Genomic DNA, 17,953 nt, shown 5'->3' with positions numbered 1-17,953 from the left:
CCGATCGAGCCTGGGTGCTTCGCCGAGACCTGGCCTGCGGCAGGATGGATGCCAACTGGTTTGCACGCGTGCTTCGCGTTCGTACTGAAGACAACCGCTGGAGACGCCCGGTGAGTTCCCCAGATCCGCAGGTTCGCGCAGCGCGAAACCATTCGACCCGCTCGTCGCCCGGCGACCGTCCGGATGCGGCACCGCAGCGCACCGGCGAGTCCGCCGGCGCCCGCGGACCCGTTGTCGCCGTCACCGGCGCGGCGTCCGGCGTCGGCGCGCTGCTCACCGAGCAGCTCGCCGCCTCCGAGGAGATCAAGCAGGTCGTGGCCATCGACGAGCGGCGCGGGGAGTGCGCGGCGGCCCAGTGGCACATCCTGGACGTGCGGGACCCGGCGATCGCGGAGAAGCTGCGGGGCGCCGACGTGGTGGTGCACCTGGCCCTCGACCTCGATCTGGAGACGGACACCGCGGCGCGTACGGCGTACAACGTCCGGGGGACGCAGACCGTGCTGACGGCCGCCGCGGCGGCCGGGGTGCACCGGGTGGTGCTGTGCACGTCCGCGATGGTGTACGGGGCGCTGCCGGAGAACGAGCTGCCGCTCGCCGAGGACGCCGAGCTGCGGGCGACCGCGGAGGCGACCGGCGTCGGGGACCTGCTGGAGATCGAGCGGCTCGCCCGCCGGGCGCCGCGGGCCCACCCGGGGCTCAATGTCACCGTCGTCCGGCCCGCCGTCCTGGTCGGGGGCACCGACACCGCACTGACCAGGTACTTCGAGTCGCCCCGGCTGCTGGTGGTGGCGGGGTCGAGGCCCGCCTGGCAGTTCTGCCACGTCGAGGACCTGTGCAGCGCCCTCGAGTACGCCGTCCTGGAGAAGGTGGAGGGGGAACTGGCCGTCGGGTGCGACGGATGGCTGGAGCAGGAGGAGGTCGAGGAGCTCAGCGGGATCCGGCGGATGGAACTGCCGTCCGCGGTCGCCCTGGGTGCGGCTGCCCGGCTGCACCGGATCGGCCTCACGCCCTCGCCCGCGGGGGACCTCGCCTACACGATGTACCCCTGGGTGGTGAGCGGGAGCCGGCTGCACGACGCGGGCTGGCGCCCGCAGTGGACGAACGAGGAGGTCCTCGCGGAGCTGCTGGAGGAGGTGTCCGGGCGGCACACCGTGGCGGGCCGGCGGCTCGGACGCAAGGACGCGACGGCGGCGGGAGCCGCGGGTGCGACGGTCGCGCTGCTCGGCGCGGCCGCGGTGGTGCGGCGGGCGCGGAAGGCCCGCCGGCGCGTCTGAGACCCGCGGGTACGCCGGGGCAAGGCCGCGGTGGTGCGACCGGGCGGGCCCCTGCCGCCCTTCTTCACGGTGGCCGCGCGCCTTGCACGCCCGGCTGTCTGTAGTGGGCTCCGAAGGCCACGCGCGCGTGGCGGGTGAACTGACCGTTCCTCACCGTCCCCGGTGTACGGCACGATGGAGGCATGGCTTCCCACAGCGATCACCCCGGTGAGCAGGCGGCGCACGACCCCATCACGCTGCTCGCCGTCCGTGACACCCCGCTCTCCCTCGACGAGGTCTTCAGGGCGGTCGGGGACGACGCGGCCGGAGGGACCGCGCTGTTCGTCGGGACCGTGCGCAATCATGACGGCGGGGCCGACGTGGACAAACTGGCGTATTCGTCCCACCCGGGCGCCGAGGCGGAGCTGCGGCGGGTCGCCGAGAAGGTCGTCGCCGAGTTTCCCGTGCGGGCGCTCGCGGCCGTGCACCGCGTGGGGGACCTGCGTGTCGGAGACCTGGCCGTCGTGGTGGCCGTGTCCTGCCCGCACCGCGGCGAAGCCTTCGACGCGTGCCGCAAGCTGATCGACGACCTCAAGCACGAGGTGCCCATCTGGAAGCACCAGACGTTCTCCGACGGCACCGAGGAGTGGGTCGGCGCCTGCTGACCCGGGCGGCCGACTCCCATGGCTCCAGTCGGACCACGGCGGTACCACCCATCGGGTCGTGGACCCCGCACCCGGATTCCGGTTGCGTAACCGTACCCCGGGCGTGAGCGTTGACATGGCAGACGATTAATCTGCTGATCAGTCAGTTGCGGTCGCTCATGGGGATGGGAGGTCGGCATGGCGGCGCTCGCCTGGTTGCTGATTCCGCTTTTGGCCGCTGTCGGTGCCGGACTGTGGGGTACCTGGGCCAGTCGCAACGGGAAAGTCTCGGGCGACGGATCCGAACTCGCCGGATACGCACGTTTCCGCGAGGCCATGGAGAAGTCCCACTCGGGCGGCTGACCGACCCGGGGCCGCCCGGACGGACGGCCCCGACGGTGCGCTTACCGCACCGTCCCGTACTGTCGTTCCATGCCACGCCGCACCGCGACGATGCTCGCCTCGACCCTGATGCTGATCGCGCTCCTGTGCGCGGGGGTGTTCATCAAAGTGCCGTACTCGGAGATGTCCCCGGGTCCGACGGTGAACACGCTCGACGAGCACGACGGCGAGCCGGTGCTGCAGATCTCCGGGCGCAAGACCTATCCGACGACCGGGCACCTGAACATGACCACGGTCCGGGTCACCAGCGCCGACTACAACATGAACCTGGTCGAGGCCGTCTACGGATGGCTCGCGCACGACAGCAAGGTCGTCCCGCACGACACGCTCTACCCGGACGGCAAGACCGAGGAGCAGTCCACCCAGGAGAACGCCGAGGAGTTCAGCCAGTCTCAGGAGAGCGCGAAGGTCGCCGCCCTGAAGGAGCTCGACGTCCCCGTGAAGTCCTGGGTGATCGTCGCCACGGTGCTCAAGGGATCGCCCGCCGAGGGCAGGCTGCACGCCGGCGATGTGATCAAGGCCGTCGACGGGTCGGCCGTGAAGGCGCCCGACGACGTGGCCGAGCTGGTCACCAAGCACAAGCCCGGCGAGAACGTGGTCTTCACGATCGTCCCCGCGAAGGAACAGGCAGCCGCCGAGAAGGCACACACGACGGCCACCAGGACCCAGGATGTGACGATCACCACGGCGAAGTCCCACGACAGCGGCCAGCAGCGGGCCATCGTGGGGATCTCCGCCGGGACCGATCACACGTTCCCGTTCACCATCGACATCAAGCTCGCCGACGTCGGCGGACCGAGCGCCGGTCTGATGTTCGCGCTCGGCATCTACGACAAGCTCACCCCGGGCAGCCTCACCGGCGGCAAGTTCGTGGCCGGCACCGGCACCATCGACGACGCCGGCAAGGTCGGTCCGATCGGCGGCATCGAGATGAAGACGGTCGGCGCGCGCAGCATGGGCGCCCAGTACTTCCTGACGCCCAAGGACAACTGCGCGGCCGCGGCCAAGGACACCCCCGGAGGGCTCACGCTCGTCAAGGTCGACACCATCGACGACGCGCTGAACGCCCTCAAGGACATCCGCACCGGCGACACCGCCGCCCTGCCGAAGTGCTCGGCCAAGGGCTGACGCCTTCCGCCCGATGCGACGAGGGGGCGCCCCGAAACCCCGGGGCGCCCCCTCGTCGCATGCCGGCGGCGCTCACTCCTCGAACGTCGCCGACAACGCCTCAGCCAGCCCCGGCACCAGGTCCGGACCCGTCAGCACCTCCGTCGGGGAGTCCTTCTCGCGCAGCCGCAGCGCCGACTCCCGCGTGCCGTCCCGCAGTACTGCCACCGTCATCCGCACCTCCTGGCGGTCCGGGTGCCCGGCGACCCACTTCGCCAGCTCCCTCTCGCTCAGGCCGTCGGGGACCGCGTCCTCGGCGGACGGCGGCAGCATCAGCCGCTCCACCGTGAGCGCGCAGCCGGCCACCGCGTCGGGCCAGGCAATGGTGCCGAGGAACTCGTCCAGGGGACGGTCGGCGGGGATCTCGTCCTGCTCGACCGGGGTCAGACCGGTGTCCCCGGACTCCTCCTCCAGACCGAGCTGGGCCGCGAGCAGGGGTTCCTGGGCCCGCAGCCGTGTGGTGTCGACGAGGGCGAAGAGGCGAGCGGGCTGGTCCCAGCCGAGGCCGGAGGCGTACTCGTCGATCTCGAGCACGGTCCGGGTGAGGGGGTTCGCTGCCATGGGAGTGTTGGACATGGTCACAATCCTGCCTCGTTCTCACCCGGATCCGGGAACCGAGTAAAGCGCCAGTAAGTTGCATAGGTGGGGCTCCGCTGTCGTGGAGCCCCGATCATGGTCCGCGTTCACGGGGGCCTGCAGGAATCAACAGCTAACTTCGAGGTGCGCACCTTGGCTTTCCAGATGCCGGACCGCGGCGGAGGCCCCACAGGGCCGCGGATCAGAGTGGGCCGCCCGTCCCGGCGAGCCCGGACCCTGCTCATGACGCTGGGGGTCCTCGCCGTCCTCGGCATGGCGTTCGTCATGTTCGCCGGCTTCTGGACGCAGTGGCTCTGGTACCGGTCGGTGAACTACTCGTCCGTGTTCACGACCACGCTGTGGACCAAGATCGGGCTCTTCTTCGTCTTCGGCCTGCTGATGGCGGCCGCGGTCGGCTTCAACATCTGGCTCGCGCACCGGCTGCGTCCGCCGCTGAGCGCCATGTCCGTGGAGCAGCAGAGCCTCGACCGCTACCGCATGGGGATCGCGCCCTACAAGAAGTGGCTGCTGCTCGGGATCACCGCCCTGGTGGGCCTGATCGCGGGCGCGTCCGCGTCCAGCCAGTGGCGGACCTGGCTGATGTGGGTCAACGGCGTGCCCTTCCAGCAGAAGGATCCCCAGTTCCACCTGGATGTCGCCTTCTACGCCTTCGACCTGCCCTGGTACCGCTTCCTGCTCGGATTCGGCTTCGCCGCCGCCGTGCTCTCGCTGATCGCCGCCGCGCTCACGCACTACCTGTACGGCGGTCTGCGGATCACGTCACCCGGAGCGCGCGCCACGGCCGCCGCGACCGGCCATCTGTCGGTGCTGCTGGGCGCCTTCGTCGCCCTGAAGGCGGTCGCCTACTGGCTCGACCGCTACGGCCTCGCCGTGAAATCCAGCGACTTCAAGGCGACCGGCAACTGGACGGGCCTGAGGTACGTCGACGCCAACGCCTATCTGCCGGCGAAGACCATCCTGTTCTGCATCGCCGTCATCTGCGCGCTGCTCTTCTTCGCCACCCTGTGGCGGCGCACCTGGCAGCTGCCCGTCATCGGCTTCGGCCTGATGGTGCTCTCCGCGATCCTCATCGGCGGTCTGTACCCGGCGATAGTCCAGAAGTTCCAGGTCCAGCCGAACGAGCAGGCCAAGGAAGCCCCGTACGTCGACAAGAACATCAAGGCGACCCGCGATGCCTACGGCATCGACAGCACCCAGGTCACCGAGTACGCGGGCGAGAGCGACACCAAGGACAAGAGCACGCTGCGCGACGACGTGGACACGGCGGCGAGCATCCGACTGCTGGACCCGAACATCGTCTCCCCGACGTTCCAGCAGCTCCAGCAGATGAAGAACTACTACGCGTTCCCGACCAACCTCGACGTCGACCGTTACAACAAGGACGGCAAGGACCAGGACACGGTCATCGGTCTGCGCGAGCTGAACCTCCGGGGCATCCCGAAGCAGAACTGGATCAACGACCACTTCCGCTACACCCACGGCTTCGGCGTGGTCGCCGCCAAGGGCACCACCGCCGACTCCAACGGCCAGCCCGTCTTCACCGAGTCCGATCTGCCGTCCAGCGGCGACCTGCCCTCCTACGAGCAGCGGATCTACTACGGCGAGAAGACCACCACGTACTCGATCGTCGGCGGCCCCCAGAAGGAGATCGACTACTCCGACGACAGCGGCGAGAAGACCACGAGTTACCGGGCCAAGAGCGGGGTCAGCCTTTCCAGCCCGATCAACCGGGCCGCCTACGCCGTCGCGTTCAGCGAGCCGCAGATCCTGTACTCGGGCGCCATCGGAGACGGTTCGCGCATCCTGTACAACCGCACGCCCAAGGAACGCGTCGAGGCGGTGGCGCCCTGGCTGACGATCGACGGCGACGCCTACCCGGCGGTCGTCGACGGCCGCATCCAGTGGATCGTCGACGCCTACACCACGACGAACGGCTACCCGTACGCGTCCCGTACGACCCTCGGCGACACGACGGCGGACTCGCTGACCGCGGGCAACACCCAGCGCGCGGTGGTGGCCCAGCAGAACCAGGTCAACTACATCCGCAACTCGGTGAAGGCGACCGTCGACGCGTACACCGGCCAGGTCAAGCTCTACCAGTGGGACACCGTGGACCCGGTCCTGAAGACCTGGATGAAGGCGTTCCCGGGCACCGTGAAGCCGAGGGCCGACATCTCGCCGTCGCTCATGTCCCATCTGCGGTACCCGCAGGACCTGTTCAAGGTCCAGCGCGAGCTGCTCACCCGCTACCACGTCAAGGACGCCCAGACCTTCCTCAGCGGCAGCGAGGTCTGGCAGGTGCCCGACGACCCGACCAACAAGTCGGGCAACGCGGTGCCGCCGTACTACTTGAGCATGAAGATGCCCGACCAGCAGGCGCAGGCGTTCTCCCTGACGACGACCTTCACCCCCAACGGCCGGGACAATCTGAGCGCCTTCATGGCGGTCGACTCCGAGGCGGGCACGAGCGACTACGGCAAGATCAGAGTCCTCAAACTGCCGACGAGCAAGACCGTCGGCGGCCCCAAACAGGTGCAGAGTCAGTTCAACTCCAACTCGCAGCAGAACATCGCCGAGTTCGTCCGGCTCATCAGAGGCGGCGACTCCGAGATCGAGTACGGAAACCTGCTCACCGTCCCGCTCGACGGAGGCCTGCTCTACGTGGAGCCGGTCTACGTACGCGGTGGTGAACTGAAGTACCCGCTCCTGCGCAAGGTGTTGGTGACCTACGGCGGCAGCACCGCCTTCGAGGACACGCTCGACCAGGCCCTCAACAAGGTCTTCGGCGCGGAGGGTTCGACGCCCACACCGCCCGGGACCGGCACCACCAACCCGCCGCCGTCCGGTGATCCGACGGTCCAACAGGCGCTGGGCGACGCCCAGAAGGCCTTCGACGCGGGACAGGAGGCCCTCAAGAAGGGCGACTGGAAGGCGTACGGCGATGCCCAGAAGGCCCTCCAGGACGCGCTGAAGCGGGCCGAGGAGGCGCAGTCCAAGGCCGGCGGGACCGGCGGCGGCAAACCGTCCGCCGGTCCGAGCGCCTCGCCGGGCAGTTCGCCGAGCGGCAGTCCGAGCGGTTCCGGCTGAGGGTGAACCAGGAGCCCGCCCCGCGTCGTGATACGGTTGCACCACAACGGCGCGGGGTGGAGCAGCTCGGTAGCTCGCTGGGCTCATAACCCAGAGGTCGCAGGTTCAAATCCTGTCCCCGCTACTGAAGTCGAGGGCCCGGATCCTGATCAAGGATCCGGGCCCTCCACGTGTGCGCGACACGACGGGGAGTACGGCGTGACCTGCCGACTCTCGTGAAGTGCGACCGCCTACGGGGGGAGTTGGACCATTCTGTGTTTGACTTGTCTCTCTGTGGGCATGTCGACAAAACGCTGAAGTGACCTCACTGGCTGCGGTATACCAGGTGTACCCGGGTTGCAGGTGGTGCGACGATGGACGTTATGGGGGAGAAGGCAGCTCTGTTCGGGACGGGGCGAAATGCGCAGTCCGCCGGTCAGGACGAGACCGGCGAGGCCGCCGAGGAGGCGCGCCAACGGCTCGCCGCCGAGGCCGGCGACGTCGAGGCGATGAGCGTTCTCGGGGCCATGCTGCTGCGCCGCGGCGATCTCGACGGAGCCGAGCCCCAGCTGCGTGCCGCCACCGCCGCGGGTGACCGTGCCGCCGCCAACAACCTGGGTGTCCTTCTGCATCAGCGCGGCTACGCCGACGAGGCGGCCGGCTGGTGGCGGATCGCCGCCGTCGCCGGGTCCTCCGCGGCCGCACACGCGCTCGGCCGCCACCACCGTGAGCGGGGTGACGAGCCGGCGGCCGAGTACTGGCTGCGCCAGTCCGCCGAACAGGGCCACACCCTCGGTGCGTACGCGCTCGCCGATCTCCTCGAGCACCGCGGTGACGACGGCGCCGGGCACTGGATGCGCGCCGCCGCCGAGCGCGGGCACCGCGAGGCCGCCTACCGGCTGGCGCGCGCACTGGACCGCACGGCCCAGCAGGAGCAGGAAGCCGGCGCCGGCAACGGTGTGGAGCCGCCCGCACCCGAGGAGGCCGAGCAGTGGTACCGGCAGGCCGCGGCGCGCGGGCACCGGCGCGCCGCGCTGCACCTGGGCGCGATCCTGGAGAAGCGGGGCGAGCTGAAGGAGGCCGGGCGCTGGTATCTGACGAGCGCCAAGGACGGGGAGGCGAGGGCGGCCTGCGCGCTCGGCTTCCTGCTGCGGGACGCGGGCGACACCGAGAGCGCCGCCGTGTGGTGGCTGCGCGCCGCGCAGGAGGGCGACGGCAACGCGGCGAACGCCCTGGGCGCGCTGCACGCCGAGCGCGGCGAGACGCAGACGGCCGAGCGGTGGTACCGGGCGGCGCTGGACGCCGGTGACGTCAACGGCGCCTACAACCTCGGACTGCTCTGCGCCGAGCAGGGGCGCACCGCGCAGGCCGACCAGTGGTACCGGCGTGCGGCGTACGCGGGCCACCGCGAGGCCGCCAACGCGCTGGCGATCCTGCTGCTCCAGGGCGGGGACGCGGCGGGCGCCGAACCGTGGTTCTCCAAGGCCGCGGAGGCGGGAAGCGTCGATGCCGCCTTCAACCTCGGGATCCTGTTCGCGGGACGTGACGACGAGGAGAGCGCGCTCGGGTGGTACGAGCGGGCGGCGGCCGCCGGGCACGCCGAGGCCGCGCTCCAGGTCGGCATGGCGCGTCTGCGCGAGGGGGACGAGCAGGCGGCCGAGCGGCACTTGCGGTGCGCCGCGGGCGGCGGCAGCGCGGAGGCGGCCTACCGGCTGGCGACCGTGCTGGACGCCCGCCGGCCGCCCGCGCCCGCCCACGAGCTGGGCGAGCCGTCGCACGTCAAGACCGAGTGCGAGGAGTGGTACGAACGGGCGGCGACGCAGGGGCACCGGCGGGCTCAGGTGCGGGTCGGGATGCTGGCGGCCGCGCGCGGCGACGTCGTGGAGGCGGCCCGCTGGTACCGGGAGGCGGCGGAGGGCGGCTCCCGCAACGGCGCGTTCAATCTGGGGCTGCTGCTGGCCCGCGAGGGAAGCGAGCCGGAGGCCGCGCTGTGGTGGACCCGGGCGGCGAACGCGGGGCACGGCCGGGCGGCTCTGCGGCTCGCCCTCGTCTACGCGCGTCAGGGTGAGCTGGCCGAGGGACAGCGCTGGGCGGACCGTGCGGTGTCCCTCGGGCCGGACGAGGTGTCGGAGCGTGCGGCACGGTTGCGGGATGCGTTGCGCCAGGAGCTCACGGCGTGATCCGCGCCGTGCGCCCGGCGCACTCGAGTAAGTGATTTGCCTCTGTACGCGTCCTTGACGTAATGTTCCATTCACCGACGCGGGGTGGAGCAGCTCGGTAGCTCGCTGGGCTCATAACCCAGAGGTCGCAGGTTCAAATCCTGTCCCCGCTACTGAAGATCCAGGGCCGGAACCCATCAAGGGTTCCGGCCCTGGTGTTTGCGGACGGTTCGCGGAGCAGGTCGCCGCGCGACCCCCGAAAAGCCCTGGAACGACAAAGGGCCCCGGCACCTCGATCGGTGCCGGGGCCCTTCGAAGGGCCTTGCCTACGCCGCCGCGCAGTCCGGGCACAGGCCGCGGTACGTCACCTCGACGTTCGAGACCATGAAGCCGAAGCGCTCCGACTCGGGGAGGTCGGCGAGCGGATTGCCGGTCGGATGGACGTCCCGGATCGAGCCGCAGCGGGCACACACCAGGTGATGGTGCGGCCGGTGCGCGTTCGGGTCGTACCGCTTCGCACGCTGGTCCGTGGCGACCTCGAGCACCTCGCCGAGCGTGACCAGCTCACCCAGCGTGTTGTACACGGTCGCACGGGAGATCTCGGGCAGCTTGGCAACCGCTCGTGCGTGCACTTCGTCGGCCGTCAGATGGACGTGCTCGCCGTCGAGGACCTCGGCCACGACACGTCGCTGCGCGGTCATCCGCCATCCGCGGCCACGCAGCCGTTCCAACAGGTCACTCATGACAACCAGCCTAACAGCTAGAGGCCCAGATTCCGAACAGGTGTGACTTTGGAGGGCCGCTTGACTTAGACAATGTCCATTGTAGGATCGAGAGCGGCTTTGGCCAAGGGACAGAACGTGCACAGAAAGACGCAGGAGGCGTACGTGACGCAGGGACCGCTCACGACGGAGGCCGGTGCCCCGGTCGCCGACAACCAGAACAGCGAGACCGCGGGCGTCGGCGGCCCGGTTCTCGTTCAGGACCAGCTCCTCCTGGAGAAGCTCGCGCACTTCAACCGCGAGCGCATTCCGGAGCGTGTGGTGCACGCCCGTGGCGCGGGTGCCTACGGCACCTTCACCGTCACCGCCGACGTCACCCGGTACACGCGCGCCACGTTCCTCTCCGAGGTCGGCAAGCAGACCGAGACGTTCCTGCGCTTCTCCACCGTGGCCGGCAACCTCGGCGCGGCGGACGCCGTCCGCGACCCCCGCGGCTGGGCGCTGAAGTTCTACACCGAAGAGGGCAACTACGACCTCGTCGGCAACAACACCCCGGTGTTCTTCATCAAGGACGCCATCAAGTTCCCCGACTTCATCCACACCCAGAAGCGCGACCCGTACACCGGCTCGCAGGAGGCGGACAACGTCTGGGACTTCTGGGGTCTGTCGCCCGAGTCCACGCACCAGGTGACCTGGCTGTTCGGCGACCGCGGCATCCCCGCCTCGTACCGCCACATGAACGGCTACGGCTCGCACACCTACCAGTGGAACAACGAGGCCGGCGAGGACTTCTGGGTCAAGTACCACTTCAAGACCGACCAGGGGATCAAGAACCTCACCCAGGACGAGGCCAACAGGATCGCCGGTGAGGACCCCGACTCCCACCAGCGCGACCTGCGCGAGGCCATCGAGCGCGGCGAGTTCCCGAGCTGGACCGTGCAGGTCCAGATCATGCCCGCGGCCGACGCGGCGGCCTACCGCTTCAACCCGTTCGACCTCACCAAGGTGTGGCCGCACGAGGACTACCCGCCGATCGAGATCGGCACGCTGGAGCTCAACCGCAACCCGGAGAACATCTTCGCCGAGGTCGAGCAGTCGATCTTCAGCCCCGCCCACTTCGTGCCCGGTATCGGGCCTTCGCCGGACAAGATGCTCCAGGGCCGCCTCTTCGCCTACGGCGACGCCCACCGCTACCGCGTCGGCATCAACGCCGACCACCTGCCGGTGAACCGCCCGCACGCCACCGAGGCGCGCACCAACTCCCGTGACGGCCACCTGTACGACGGCCGCCACAAGGGCGCGAAGAACTACGAGCCGAACAGCTTCGGCGGCCCCTTCCAGACGGACCGTCCGCTGTGGCAGTCGTTCGACGGCTTCACGGCCGGCACCGGCAACCACGAGGCCCCGGTGCACGCCGAGGACAACGACTTCGTGCAGGCGGGCAACCTCTACCGCCTGATGTCGCAGGACGAGAAGGACCGCCTGATCGGCAACCTGGCGGGCTTCATCGCCAAGGTCTCGCGCGACGACATCGCCGAGCGCGCGATCGAGAACTTCCGTCGGGCCGACGGAGACTTCGGCAAGCGCCTGGAGGCCGCTGTCCAGGCCCTGCGCGGCTGACCCGGGTTGGACCGCTTGTCGTAGGGGACGGGCCGGAATCCCTGTGGGGGTTCCGGCCCGCTCGCGTGTGCGGGGCTAGCAGGCGGTGGCGCCGACCCGCTCCGGGGCCGGTGCCCAGCAGCGGATGATGTCGCGGACCGAGACGACCCCGACCGGTTCACCGCTCTCGAGGACGACCAGATGCCGGAAGCCGCCGTGGGCCATCGCGCTCGCGGCGTCCTCGAGGGTCCAGGACGGCGTGGCGAACACGACGTCCGTCGTGGTGTGGGCGTGCACCCGCTCGGCGTCCGGGCTCTGGCCCATGCCGACGGAGTTGAGGACGTCACGCTCGGTGATGATGCCGATGCCGCCGGCGTCCGGGTCGAGGACCACGGCCGCGCCGATGCGGCGGGCGGACATCAGGGATGCCGCCTGGCGGAGGGTGTGTGCGGGGCCGACGGTGAGGACCACCGTGCTCATGGCGTCGCGGACGAGCATGGGGCGGAGCCACCTCCTTGGAACGCGGGGGAAACACAGGGGTGCAGGGTTCCGGAGCCGCCGGGGTTCGGTCCCGCCGGGGAACCTGTGCAAAGTTTCACAAATTCACAAGTGGGGGGACTCTCAGAGTCGCAGGCAAAGGGCGGGTCAACAAGGGGGCGCGCGATGTGAGTTCAGGGGCGCCTGCGGCGCACGGGGGCACCGCAGGCAGCCAGGGCCCGTTGTTCGGATCATGTCGATGTCGTGGGGCGTGGTGCGTGCGGCCGCCGTGTCGCCGTCGGTTGCCGACGCTCCGCGTCGCCGCCCTCCTCCGCCGTGCGGCCGCACGCACCACCCACCGCTCGGGCCGACGGGGAGGCGCGGTCCCTCTCCAGCCGACCCGATCCGTGCAACAGGCCCTAGTACCGGTCGTTCAGATGGTCGAGCAGGGTGTCGTGGAGGATGCCGTTGGACGCCGCCGCATTGCCGCTGTGCGGTCCGGGGCGGCCGTCGAGGCCCGTGAAGGAGCCGCCGGCCTCCGTGACGACGATCGCGTTCGCCGCCATGTCCCACAGGGACAGCTCGGGCTCCGCGCAGATGTCGATCGAGCCCTCGGCGACCATCATGTACGGCCAGAAGTCACCGTATCCGCGGGTGCGCCACACAGCGCGCGTCAGGTCCAGGAAGCCGTTCAGCCGGCCCTGCTCCTCCCAGCCGGACAGCGAGGAGTAGGCGAAGGACGCGTCCGACAGCCGGGAGACCTGGGAGACGCGCAGCCGGGACGCCGAGGACAGGCTGCGGCCGGTGAACGCGCCGTGGCCCTTCGCGGCCCACCAGCGGCGGTTCAGCGCGGGCGCGGAGACGAGGCCGACGACGGGCTGGAACCCGCCCTCGCCCGCCTCCATGAGAGAGATCAGCGTGGCCCACACCGGCACGCCGCGCACGTAGTTCTTGGTGCCGTCGATCGGGTCGACGACCCAGCGGCGCGGGCCGGTGCCCTCGATGCCGTACTCCTCGCCGAGGACCGCGTCACGCGGCCGGGCGCGCTGGAGCTGACCCCGGATCAGCTCCTCGGCGGCCTTGTCGGCCTCGCTCACCGGCGTCATGTCCGGTTTGGTCTCGACCTTGAGGTCGAGGGCCTTGAACCGGTCCATGGTCGCGGCGTCCGCGGCGTCCGCGAGGACATGGGCGAGCCGCAGGTCATCGAGATAGTCGGGCATGACCGAACGGTATCTGCCCAGTGAGCCGGGCGGCCACACACCCCGAGGGGGATCTTCCGGTGTGTCCGCCGTTCCGGCACGGCGGTGCGCATGGCGACGGGGCGATCGGGGAGCGCGACGGCCCGTGCACGCCCCCCGGCGCCCACGCGAACCCTTGACAGTGCATGAGTGCGCGTCAAACCTGTCCGTCAGAGCCGCCGCGCCGGCCCCGAGGGAGGCGATGATGCCTGCAGCGCGGGAATCCCTGTTGGACGCCGCCTATCTGGCGCTCCGGCGCCGCCCCTGGTCGACGGTGCGCATGGTGGACGTCGCCGCCGTGGCCGGTGTCTCCCGCCAGACGCTGTACAACGAGTTCGGCAGCAAGGACGGGCTCGCCCGGGCGCTGGTGCGCCGGGAGGCCGACGGTTACCTGGCCGGTGCCGAGCGTGTGCTCGCCGCCCCCGCCGATCCCCGTGAACGGCTGCTCGCGCTCGCCGAGTGGACCACGTCGGCCGCCCGTGGCAACGCTCTCGTGCGCGCCATGCTCACCGGCTGCTGGAGCGAGCGGCTGCCCTCGCCGCCGCTGTCCGCCGTGCCGTCGAGTTCGGCGGTGCCCGCGCAGCGGCGGGCCGACGGCCCGCTGCCGTCGCCGTCGGACTTCGTGGCGCTGGTCCGCGACCGGGCCGTCGCGGCGATCGCCGGCCCCGGTGCGGTCAAGGGGGACGTCGCGGAGCTCACCCGGTCCTGTGAGCTGGCCGTCCGGCTCGCCCTGTCGTGCGTGACGGCTCCGCCCGCAGAGGGCGGGGTGGCGGAGCTGATGCGGTTCACCTGGCCGCGGCAGGTGCGGTGAGGCGCGCGCCCGTGGGATGCGGGAACCGTCGCAGATCGATTGCGCCCGGCGCGCAGGGCAGTACGACGGCGTGCACGGGCGCCCCCGCCGGGGCGCAGCCGGCGAAGCGTCCCTCAGTGCGCCGATCCGGACAACTGCAGGCCTATCACTCCGACGATCACCAGGGTGATCGAGACGATCTTCAGGGTCGAGACGAGGTCACCCAGAAAGATCATTCCGTAGATCGCCGTACCGGCCGCGCCGATGCCGGTCCACACCGCGTACGCCGGGCCCACGTCCAGCTTCTTCAGGGACATGGTGAGGAGACCGAAGCTGCCGAGTGCGAAGGCGCAGAAGGCGACGGTCGGCCAGAGCCTCGTGAAGCCGTGCGAGAGCTTGAGACAGACGGCGAAACCGGTCTCGAGAAGCCCCGCCACGATGACCAGCAGCCACGCCATTGTCCTGTCCTCCCGCATCCCCGCTCGACTGCCCCGTCCGGTCGCAACAGGCCCGGCGCGAGGTAAGCATTTACCTGCCCGCGACGCACCCAAACACCGCGGAGGTCAGTCCCCTTCCTTCCGCTCACGCGTGGCGAGCAGTCTGCGCAGCGAGTACAGCCGCGCCGGGTCCGTGTGCCCCTCCGCCACCCATGCGTCGAGCGCGCAGTCCGGTTCGTCGTGGCTGCACGCCCGGGGGCAGCCCTCGGTTCCCGGTTCGAGGTCCGGGAAGGCGTGGATCACGCGGGAGGGATCGATGTGCGCCAGGCCGAAGGACCGTACGCCCGGGGTGTCGATGACCCAGCCCTCCCCTGCCTCGTCCGGGCCGGGCAGCGGGGAGCCCGCGGTCGCGTCCAGCGGCAGCGCGAGGGCCGACGTCGTGGTGTGCCGGCCGCGCCCGGTCACCGCGTTGACATGACCGGTCGTGCGCCGCCGTTCCTCCGGTACCAGAGCGTTGACCAGCGTGGTCTTGCCCACCCCGGAATGGCCGACGAAGGCCGTGATCTTGCCGGCCAGGTGTGCGCGCACCCGGTCCGCGGCGTCGCCGTTCTCCAGTTCCTCGCGGCTGGTGACGACATGGGGGATGTCCAGCGCCCCGTAGAGCTCCAGCAGCTCGTCCGGCGGGGCGAGGTCCGACTTCGTCATCACGAGCAGGGGCTCCAGGCCCCCGTCGTACGCGGCCACCAGGCAGCGGTCGATCAGACGCGGGCGCGGTTCGGGGTCGGCGAGCGCGGTGACGATGGCCAACTGGTCGGCATTGGCGACGACCACGCGCTCGAAGGGATCGTCGTCGTCGGCGGTCCGGCGCAGGACGGATGCGCGCTCCTCGATCCGGACGATGCGGGCGAGGGTGTCCTTGGCACCGGACAGATCGCCGACCAGGGCGACGCGGTCACCCACCACCGCGGCCTTGCGGCCCAGCTCGCGGGCCTTCATCGCGACGATCGCACGGCCGTCGACGAGGCAGGTGAGCCGGCCCCGGTCGACGGTGAGCACCATGCCCTCGGCCGCGTCCTCGTGCTTGGGCCGGATGTTGGTGCGTGGCCGGTTGCCCTTGCGGTTCGGACGGGTGCGGATGTCGTCCTCGTCGGTGTGCTTGCCGTAGCGCCGCATGATCTCAGGTCCGCCCGTCAGTCCCCGAGCATCCCGGTCCACAGGTCGGGGAAGTCCGGCAGCGTCTTGGCCGTCGTCGCCACGTTCTCGACCCGCACCCCCTCGACGGCGAGTCCGATGATCGCGCCCGCCGTGGCCATGCGGTGGTCGTCGTAGGTGTGGAAGACCCCGCCGTGCAGGGGGCGCGGGCGGATGTGCAGACCGTCTGCGGTCTCGGTGACGTCGCCGCCGAGTTCGTTGATCTCCTTGGTGAGCGCGGCCAGCCGGTCCGTCTCGTGCAGACGCAGATGGGCCACGCCGCGCAGGGTCGACGGCGAGTCCGCGAGGGCGGCGACCGCCGCGATGCCGGGTGTCAGCTCGCCGACCTCACCGAGGTCCACATCGATGCCGTGGACGGCACCCGATCCGGTGAACTCCAGGCCGCGCTCGGTCAGGGTGCAGGTGCCGCCCATCTCGGTGAAGATCTGGCGCAGCCGGTCCCCGGGCTGGGTCGTGCGGGCCGGCCAGTCGGGGACGACCACCTTGCCGCCGGTCACCAGCGCGGCCGCGAGGAACGGCTGGGCGTTGGACAGGTCCGGCTCGACGGTCAGGTCCCGGCCGAGCAGGGCGCCCGGTGTGACCCGCCAGACGTCGGGTTCGCCACCGGACTCCGGGGTGTCCACCTGGGCGCCGACCGCGCGCAGCATGTCGACGGTCATACGGATGTGCGGCATGGAGGGCAGCGTCGAGCCGGTGTGGCGGACCTCGACGCCCTGGTTGAAGCGCGGCGCGGACAGCAGCAGCGCGCTGACGAACTGGGAGGACGAGGAGGCGTCGATCGACACCGGGCCGCCGTCCAGCGCGCCGCCGCCGTGCACGGTCAGCGGCAGCGCCCCGCGGCCGTCGTCGTCGATCCGGGCGCCGAGGACCCGCAGCGCGTCGATCACGCCGTTCAGCGGGCGCTCGTAGGAACGCGGATCCCCGTCGAAGCGGATGGGCCCGTCGGCGAGGGCGGCGACGGGGGGCAGGAAGCGCATCACGGTGCCGGCGTTGCCGACGTCGACCGTGGCGGGGCCGTGCAGCGCGGCGGGGATCACCCGCCAGGTCTCGCCCGAGCCGTCGGGGCCGACCCCTTCCTCGATGCCCACGCCCATCGCGCGCAGCGCCGACGCCATCAGCAGGGTGTCGCGGGAGCGCAGGGGCCGGCGCAGCCAGCCGGGCTCGGAGGCGAGGGCCGCGAGGACGAGGGCACGGTTGGTGACCGACTTGGACCCGGGCACATGGACCGTCGCGTCGACGGCTCCGCTCGCGTGCGGGGCGGTCCAAGGGGCGGTCTGCGCGGGATTCACGGTCATGGGGCCCACTGTAGTGGCTGGTTCAGTCCGTAGATCTTGATCAAAAGCGGCGAAATCTGAGCGAAACCGTTGTCTGATATGTCGGGCCGTATCTGCCGTGCATATATGCGCGGAACGCCGGCGGTCACGGCCGCTGTGGCCGCCGGCGCGCCGGGCCCGGTCAGAGCCGCAGCAGCCAACGGCCTCCGCCCATCAGCGAGCACAGCGACACCACATGGAAGAGGAAGAGCCACAGCCCCGCCGGGACGTGGGTGAGCCGGGAGAGCTGGTCCGCGTCCGAGTCCCCGGCCCCTCCGCGCGACCGCTTCGCCTGGAGTTCGAACGCCGGCCGCACGCCGCCGACCAGCAGGAACCACACCACCGCATAGGCGAAGGCCGCCTGCACCTGCGGACCGGCCAGCCACGACACCAGCAGGAACGTGCCCCCGGTGAGGAACACGGTCAGCACCCCGTAGGCGTTGCGGATCATCACCAGCATCACCAGGAGCAGTGCCGTGGCCAGCCACAACAGCAGCGTGATGTGGCCGGCGGCGAGCAGCGCCGCCCCGCCCAGTCCGAGGAGCGGGGGAGCGGTGTAGCCGGCCGCCGCCGTGAGGATCATGCCGAGGCCGTACGGCTTGCCGCGGCTGACGGTGAGGCCGCTGGTGTCGGAGTGGAGCCGGATTCCGGTCAGGGTCCGCCCGGTGAGCAGCGCGACCAGTCCGTGGCCGCCCTCGTGCGCGATGGTGATGGTGTTGCGCGATATCCGCCATACGCCGTGCGGGACGACCACGGCGAGCGCGGCGACCAGGGTGGCGATCACCACCCACAGATCGGGATCGGGCTGGCTTCCGAAGATCCGGTCCCAGAGGTCGGGCAGCGCACTCAGCGTTGTCGAGGCGAGGGTGTCCATGGG

General features: G+C 70.7%; 16 protein-coding genes and 2 tRNA genes. 10 read left to right on the top strand and 8 right to left on the bottom strand.

The window, feature by feature from the left end:
• Positions 1–110: 110 nt before the first annotated feature.
• From ACSHXN_RS15240 to ACSHXN_RS15225, 4 genes are all read left to right on the top strand, one after another.
• The gene (locus tag ACSHXN_RS15240; protein WP_438303239.1) at positions 111–1,274 is read left to right on the top strand and encodes an SDR family oxidoreductase; all 1,164 of its coding nucleotides are present in this window, start codon (positions 111–113) and stop codon (positions 1,272–1,274) included.
• A gap of 182 nt (positions 1,275–1,456) precedes the next feature.
• The gene (locus ACSHXN_RS15235) at positions 1,457–1,918 is read left to right on the top strand and encodes a molybdenum cofactor biosynthesis protein MoaE (RefSeq protein WP_383357190.1); all 462 of its coding nucleotides are present in this window, start codon (positions 1,457–1,459) and stop codon (positions 1,916–1,918) included.
• 177 nt (positions 1,919–2,095) lie between these two features.
• Positions 2,096–2,260: a hypothetical protein gene (locus tag ACSHXN_RS15230; protein WP_355134213.1), complete on the top strand. Its 165-nt coding sequence runs from the start codon at positions 2,096–2,098 to the stop codon at positions 2,258–2,260.
• Between the two features lie 69 nt (positions 2,261–2,329).
• Positions 2,330–3,427 carry a YlbL family protein gene (locus ACSHXN_RS15225; protein WP_383357188.1) on the top strand — a complete coding sequence of 366 codons (1,098 nt, stop codon included), beginning with the start codon at positions 2,330–2,332 and terminating at the stop codon, positions 3,425–3,427.
• A gap of 72 nt (positions 3,428–3,499) precedes the next feature.
• Here ACSHXN_RS15225 and ACSHXN_RS15220 read toward each other — a convergent pair whose 3' ends face one another.
• A complete protein-coding gene (locus tag ACSHXN_RS15220; protein WP_383357186.1) occupies positions 3,500–4,042 on the bottom strand; it encodes a PPA1309 family protein in 543 nt (180 codons plus the stop codon).
• A gap of 144 nt (positions 4,043–4,186) precedes the next feature.
• On the opposite strand from ACSHXN_RS15220, the gene ACSHXN_RS15215 reads away from it, so the two are divergent.
• The 4 genes from ACSHXN_RS15215 to ACSHXN_RS15200 all read left to right on the top strand — a co-directional run bounded on the left by ACSHXN_RS15215 (position 4,187) and on the right by ACSHXN_RS15200 (position 9,461).
• The gene (locus tag ACSHXN_RS15215; RefSeq protein WP_438306466.1) at positions 4,187–7,150 is read left to right on the top strand and encodes a UPF0182 family membrane protein; all 2,964 of its coding nucleotides are present in this window, start codon (positions 4,187–4,189) and stop codon (positions 7,148–7,150) included.
• A gap of 50 nt (positions 7,151–7,200) precedes the next feature.
• Positions 7,201–7,274, top strand: a tRNA-Met gene (locus ACSHXN_RS15210).
• Between the two features lie 229 nt (positions 7,275–7,503).
• Positions 7,504–9,309, top strand: a complete 1,806-nt coding sequence (locus ACSHXN_RS15205; RefSeq protein ID WP_383357184.1) for a tetratricopeptide repeat protein — start codon at positions 7,504–7,506, stop codon at positions 9,307–9,309.
• Positions 9,310–9,387: 78 nt separating this feature from the next.
• A tRNA-Met gene (locus tag ACSHXN_RS15200) sits at positions 9,388–9,461 on the top strand.
• Positions 9,462–9,614: 153 nt separating this feature from the next.
• Here the strand turns inward: ACSHXN_RS15200 and ACSHXN_RS15195 are convergent.
• Complete coding sequence (locus ACSHXN_RS15195) at positions 9,615–10,031, bottom strand: Fur family transcriptional regulator (protein WP_355134205.1); 417 nt, start codon at positions 10,029–10,031, stop codon at positions 9,615–9,617.
• Positions 10,032–10,148: 117 nt separating this feature from the next.
• Between ACSHXN_RS15195 and ACSHXN_RS15190 the strand changes: the two genes are divergently transcribed.
• Positions 10,149–11,630: a catalase gene (locus ACSHXN_RS15190; RefSeq protein ID WP_438303238.1), complete on the top strand. Its 1,482-nt coding sequence runs from the start codon at positions 10,149–10,151 to the stop codon at positions 11,628–11,630.
• A gap of 75 nt (positions 11,631–11,705) precedes the next feature.
• Here the strand turns inward: ACSHXN_RS15190 and ACSHXN_RS15185 are convergent, their stop codons facing one another.
• A complete protein-coding gene (locus ACSHXN_RS15185) occupies positions 11,706–12,107 on the bottom strand; it encodes a CBS domain-containing protein (protein ID WP_355134201.1) in 402 nt (133 codons plus the stop codon).
• Positions 12,108–12,505: 398 nt separating this feature from the next.
• Complete coding sequence (gene hisN / locus ACSHXN_RS15180) at positions 12,506–13,306, bottom strand: histidinol-phosphatase (protein WP_355134199.1); 801 nt, start codon at positions 13,304–13,306, stop codon at positions 12,506–12,508.
• Positions 13,307–13,526: 220 nt separating this feature from the next.
• Between hisN and ACSHXN_RS15175 the strand changes: the two genes are divergently transcribed.
• Positions 13,527–14,135: a TetR/AcrR family transcriptional regulator gene (locus tag ACSHXN_RS15175; protein WP_438303237.1), complete on the top strand. Its 609-nt coding sequence runs from the start codon at positions 13,527–13,529 to the stop codon at positions 14,133–14,135.
• Between the two features lie 113 nt (positions 14,136–14,248).
• Here the strand turns inward: ACSHXN_RS15175 and ACSHXN_RS15170 are convergent, their stop codons facing one another.
• The 4 genes from ACSHXN_RS15170 to ACSHXN_RS15155 form a co-directional block, all read right to left on the bottom strand.
• The gene (locus tag ACSHXN_RS15170; protein WP_059128794.1) at positions 14,249–14,572 is read right to left on the bottom strand and encodes a DMT family transporter; all 324 of its coding nucleotides are present in this window, start codon (positions 14,570–14,572) and stop codon (positions 14,249–14,251) included.
• Between the two features lie 105 nt (positions 14,573–14,677).
• Positions 14,678–15,724, bottom strand: coding sequence for a ribosome small subunit-dependent GTPase A (gene rsgA, locus ACSHXN_RS15165; RefSeq protein ID WP_355134195.1), 1,047 nt, complete (start codon positions 15,722–15,724; stop codon positions 14,678–14,680).
• A gap of 17 nt (positions 15,725–15,741) precedes the next feature.
• Positions 15,742–17,058 (bottom strand): 3-phosphoshikimate 1-carboxyvinyltransferase, encoded by a 1,317-nt coding sequence (gene aroA / locus ACSHXN_RS15160; RefSeq protein ID WP_355134193.1) that lies wholly within the window; start codon positions 17,056–17,058, stop codon positions 15,742–15,744.
• Between the two features lie 160 nt (positions 17,059–17,218).
• On the bottom strand, positions 17,219–17,950 hold the full coding sequence (locus ACSHXN_RS15155) for a M50 family metallopeptidase (RefSeq protein WP_355134191.1): 732 nt from the start codon (positions 17,948–17,950) through the stop codon (positions 17,219–17,221).
• Positions 17,951–17,953: the final 3 nt, after the last annotated feature.

The organism is Streptomyces sp. HUAS TT11 (genome assembly GCF_051553595.1).
Classification (GTDB): domain Bacteria; phylum Actinomycetota; class Actinomycetes; order Streptomycetales; family Streptomycetaceae; genus Streptomyces.
This window is presented reverse-complemented; position numbering and strand designations above follow the sequence as displayed.

Coding starts and splice junctions, on each gene's coding strand:
- rsgA (WP_355134195.1), bottom strand. CDS start 15,724: ATGCGGCGCTACGGCAAGCACACCGACGAGGACGACATCCGCACCCGT.
- ACSHXN_RS15195 (WP_355134205.1), bottom strand. CDS start 10,031: ATGAGTGACCTGTTGGAACGGCTGCGTGGCCGCGGATGGCGGATGACC.
- ACSHXN_RS15220 (WP_383357186.1), bottom strand. CDS start 4,042: ATGTCCAACACTCCCATGGCAGCGAACCCCCTCACCCGGACCGTGCTC.
- ACSHXN_RS15225 (WP_383357188.1), top strand. CDS start 2,330: ATGCCACGCCGCACCGCGACGATGCTCGCCTCGACCCTGATGCTGATC.
- ACSHXN_RS15230 (WP_355134213.1), top strand. CDS start 2,096: ATGGCGGCGCTCGCCTGGTTGCTGATTCCGCTTTTGGCCGCTGTCGGT.
- aroA (WP_355134193.1), bottom strand. CDS start 17,058: ATGACCGTGAATCCCGCGCAGACCGCCCCTTGGACCGCCCCGCACGCG.
- hisN (WP_355134199.1), bottom strand. CDS start 13,306: ATGCCCGACTATCTCGATGACCTGCGGCTCGCCCATGTCCTCGCGGAC.
- ACSHXN_RS15155 (WP_355134191.1), bottom strand. CDS start 17,950: ATGGACACCCTCGCCTCGACAACGCTGAGTGCGCTGCCCGACCTCTGG.
- ACSHXN_RS15175 (WP_438303237.1), top strand. CDS start 13,527: ATGATGCCTGCAGCGCGGGAATCCCTGTTGGACGCCGCCTATCTGGCG.
- ACSHXN_RS15185 (WP_355134201.1), bottom strand. CDS start 12,107: ATGCTCGTCCGCGACGCCATGAGCACGGTGGTCCTCACCGTCGGCCCC.
- ACSHXN_RS15205 (WP_383357184.1), top strand. CDS start 7,504: ATGGACGTTATGGGGGAGAAGGCAGCTCTGTTCGGGACGGGGCGAAAT.
- ACSHXN_RS15170 (WP_059128794.1), bottom strand. CDS start 14,572: ATGGCGTGGCTGCTGGTCATCGTGGCGGGGCTTCTCGAGACCGGTTTC.
- ACSHXN_RS15235 (WP_383357190.1), top strand. CDS start 1,457: ATGGCTTCCCACAGCGATCACCCCGGTGAGCAGGCGGCGCACGACCCC.